Raw genomic sequence first — 4,034 nt, forward strand, 5'->3', positions numbered from 1 at the left:
TTATTCAGTTTTTTAGCCTGAGCAGCTCCAAGAGCAACCGACATTCCCTGGCCCAGTGAACCTGAAGCTACTCGAATTCCCGGCAGGCCTTCGTGCGTTGTAGGGTGACCCTGTAACCTGGAATCTATAAGTCGAAAAGTATTTAATTCATCTACAGGAAAATAACCGCTACGGGCTAAAACGCTATAGAAAACCGGAGAAATATGACCGTTGGAAAGGAAGAAAAGGTCTTCGTCTTTCCCGTCCATATTAAACTCGGGTTTGTGTTCCATAATTCCGCCCTGGTACAAAGCGGTGAAAAATTCTGTGCAACCAAGCGAACCTCCCGGGTGTCCCGAATTCACCTTGTGAACCTGCCTTAAAATATCCCGGCGTACCTGGGTGGCAAAATCTTCTAATTCTTTGATCTTTGACATTAAAGTAAAATTGTGTTGTTAAAATGATAGCCACAAAAATAGCTTTTTATAAAGCTTTGTCAAAGTGCTTGCCTTCCAGTTATTAAGAAAACTAACCAAGTAACTAACAATTTCCTGGTGTAAACTTCTTTTATTAAATTTTCAATCGATTGCGATATTTAAAAGCTCGGCTGTCTGCCTTTAAATCAAAAAAAATATTTTAATACCACTTGGGTTTGTCAAAAGGAAGTTTACTTGAGTATCTTTGCACTCACTTAAAAAGTATTATGAAATTTGATTTGTTGAGTACCGATACCGGTAGTAAAGCCCGCGCCGGGACCATTACCACCGATCACGGTAAGATTGAAACTCCTATTTTTATGCCTGTTGGTACAGTAGCTTCGGTGAAAGGAGTACACCAGCGGGAACTTAAAGAAGAAATTAATCCTGATATAATTTTAGGAAATACCTATCACCTTTATTTACGTCCCCAAACCGAAATTCTTAAGAAAGCCGGTGGCTTGCATAAGTTTATGAACTGGGACCGAAACATTTTAACCGATAGCGGTGGGTACCAGGTATACTCCCTTTCTGCCAGAAGAAAAATTAAGGAAGAAGGTGTAAAGTTTAAATCGCATATAGATGGTTCTTACCATGTTTTCACTCCAGAGAATGTGATGGAAATTCAACGGACTATTGGTGCCGATATCATTATGGCATTTGATGAATGTACACCATATCCTTGCGATTATAAATACGCAAAACGTTCTATGCATATGACGCATAGGTGGCTGGACAGGTGTGTAAATCACTTGAAAAAAGTAGATCCTTTATACGGGTTTGATCAAACGCTTTTTCCCATAGTTCAGGGAAGTACTTATAAAGATTTAAGGAAACAATCGGCAGAATATATCGCTTCAGTTGGCGCTGAAGGAAATGCGATTGGCGGACTTTCAGTTGGAGAACCTGCTGAAGAAATGTACGCGATGACAGAAGTTGTTACTGAAATTCTTCCGGAAGACAAACCGCGATATCTAATGGGAGTAGGTACTCCTATTAATATTCTGGAAAATATTGCACTGGGAGTAGATATGTTTGATTGTGTAATGCCAACCAGAAATGCCCGTAACGGGATGCTTTTTACGGCTCATGGGACAATTAATATTAAAAATAAAAAGTGGGAAGACGATTTCTCTCCTTTAGATGAAATGGGAACTACTTTTGTAGATAAAGATTATAGCAAAGCTTATGTTAGGCATTTATTTAGTGTAAATGAACTTCTCGGCAAGCAAATTGCTACTATTCATAATCTCGGATTTTACATGTGGTTGGTACGTGAAGCCAGAAAACATATCTTAGCCGGAGATTTTGCCAGCTGGAAAAATATGATGGTAAAACAAATGGATAAAAGACTTTAGACTTTGAAAATTTTAGATTGGTACATATTAAAACGTTATTTGGGAACTTTCTTCCTTATGCTTTTACTATTTATACCAATTGGAATTACAGTTAATCTTGCTGAAAAAATTGGAAAAATACTGGATAATGAGGTGCCGTTTATAGAAGTGGCTCTTTATTATGTAGACTTTACAATCTATTTTGCCAATTTATTATTTCCGCTTTTCCTGTTTTTATCGGTTATTTGGTTTACCTCCAAACTGGCCAATAATACTGAAATTATTGCCTTTTTGAGTAGTGGGGTTTCTTTTTGGAGGTTCTTAAGACCTTATCTTATTGGCGCAACTATTGTTTGTATTTTAGCGCTTATTCTTGGAATGTTCCTCGCGCCAAAAGCCAGTAAAGGTTTTAATGAATTTAAATACGAATATCTTAAAAAAGGAGCCGAAACCCAGGAAACCAGGGATGTTTATAGGCAAATAAATGATAATGAATTTATCTATGCCAGCCATTTTCAGCCATTGGGGAAATCGGCTAGAAATTTCACTTTAGAACATTTTGAAGGTAATAAACTTGAATATAAAATAAGTGCCACCAGTCTAAGATTTAATCCCGAGGACACCACTTATTCTTTAACCAATGTAAATAAACGAATTGTTGGGGTAGATGAAGATTCTATAATTCATCAGAATAAGTTGGATACCATTCTTCCTTTTGAATTTGATGAATTAACCCCTGAAACTTATATCGCTGAAACTTTAAACTATACCGAGCTAAACGAGTTTATTGAGCAAGAACGCCGCCGCGGTTCTGGAAATATAAATAGATATTTGGTGGTAGCTTATAAGCGATGGAGCATTCCTGTTTCCGCATTTATTCTTACCATAATTGCAGTAGCTGTTTCCTCTATGAAACGTCGTGGAGGGATGGGTGTAAACCTTGCCGTTGGAATTACTTTAGCCTTTATATTTATATTTTTCGATAAGGTTTTTGGCACTATGGCAGAGCAATCTACCTTTTCTCCTTTAATTGCTGTTTGGTTTCCTAATATCAGTTTTGGTATTCTGGCAATTTTTCTACTTTATAGAGCCAAAAGATAAGAGAAGAAATTTCTCAAAATTTAATGGTCTTTCTGTATAATTCTTCCTTTTAAAGTTTGTTATATTTGTAGGCTAATAAAAAACAAACCATATCAACTTATGGAATATTTAGAATTTGAATTACCCATTAAAGAGTTGGAAGAGCAGTACGCAAAAGCCTGTAACATAGGTGAAGAGAGCGATGTTGATGTTACGGCTACCTGCAGACAAATTGAAAAGAAATTAAAGGAAACCCGAAAAGATATATATAAGAATTTAACGGCCTGGCAACGGGTTCAGCTTTCCAGGCATCCAAACCGCCCCTATACTTTAGATTATATAAATGCAATTTGTGGTGATACTTTTTTAGAGCTTCACGGCGATAGAAATGTAAAAGACGATAAAGCAATGATTGGCGGGCTTGGTAAAATTGAAGACCAGAGTTTTATGTTTATAGGTCAGCAAAAAGGCTATAATACTAAAACCAGACAATACAGAAATTTTGGGATGGCAAATCCTGAAGGTTACCGCAAAGCCTTACGTTTAATGAAATCTGCAGAGAAGTTTGGTCTTCCTGTAGTGACATTTGTAGATACTCCGGGAGCTTATCCTGGGCTTGAAGCTGAAGAACGCGGCCAGGGAGAAGCTATTGCCCGAAATATCCTGGAAATGACAAGGCTAAAAGTGCCAATTATTGTAGTTATCATTGGAGAAGGTGCCAGTGGAGGTGCTTTAGGAATTGGGGTTGGCGATAAGGTAATGATGCTTGAAAATACCTGGTATTCGGTAATTTCTCCTGAATCCTGTTCTTCTATTCTTTGGCGTAGCTGGGAGTATAAAGAGCAGGCAGCAGATGCATTGAAACTTACCGCTAAGGATATGAAAAAACAGAAATTGATAGACGAAATTGTAAAAGAACCAATCGGAGGTGCTCATAGCAATAGAGAGGAAACTTTTAATACGGTAAAAAATGCAATTTTAGAGGCATATGATGAATTTAAAAACTTATCACCAACAGATTTAGTTAATAAGAGGATGGATAAGTATCTGGATATGGGGGTTTTTAAAGGCTAATACCTTACATATCATAAGCTATTAAATTTCCGAAACCCTGGTTTCGGTTTTTTTTGCACTTATCAACACTATTATTAAGTTTTCAACA

The 4,034-nt window shown here is 37.1% G+C and carries 3 protein-coding genes and 1 pseudogene; 3 read left to right on the plus strand and 1 reads right to left on the minus strand.

Annotation, left to right across the window (positions count from 1 at the left end; all coding sequences use genetic code 11):
- Positions 1-416, minus strand: a pseudogene (locus tag AACZ30_RS13260) (transketolase); the annotation flags it as partial.
- Positions 417-682: 266 nt separating this feature from the next.
- Here AACZ30_RS13260 and tgt point away from each other — a divergent pair.
- From tgt to AACZ30_RS13275, 3 genes are all read left to right on the plus strand, one after another.
- Positions 683-1,813 carry a tRNA guanosine(34) transglycosylase Tgt gene (gene tgt, locus AACZ30_RS13265; protein ID WP_339649940.1) on the plus strand — a complete coding sequence of 377 codons (1,131 nt, stop codon included), beginning with the start codon at positions 683-685 and terminating at the stop codon, positions 1,811-1,813.
- 3 nt (positions 1,814-1,816) lie between these two features.
- Positions 1,817-2,893: an LptF/LptG family permease gene (locus AACZ30_RS13270; protein WP_093306084.1), complete on the plus strand. Its 1,077-nt coding sequence runs from the start codon at positions 1,817-1,819 to the stop codon at positions 2,891-2,893.
- Positions 2,894-2,992: 99 nt separating this feature from the next.
- Positions 2,993-3,946 carry an acetyl-CoA carboxylase carboxyltransferase subunit alpha gene (locus tag AACZ30_RS13275; protein ID WP_339649942.1) on the plus strand — a complete coding sequence of 318 codons (954 nt, stop codon included), beginning with the start codon at positions 2,993-2,995 and terminating at the stop codon, positions 3,944-3,946.
- Positions 3,947-4,034: the final 88 nt, after the last annotated feature.

Origin of the sequence: uncultured Salegentibacter sp., from assembly GCF_963972535.1 — a bacterium.
Classification (GTDB): Bacteria; Bacteroidota; Bacteroidia; order Flavobacteriales; family Flavobacteriaceae; genus Salegentibacter.

Coding starts and splice junctions, on each gene's coding strand:
- tgt (WP_339649940.1), top strand. CDS start 683: ATGAAATTTGATTTGTTGAGTACCGATACCGGTAGTAAAGCCCGCGCC.
- AACZ30_RS13275 (WP_339649942.1), top strand. CDS start 2,993: ATGGAATATTTAGAATTTGAATTACCCATTAAAGAGTTGGAAGAGCAG.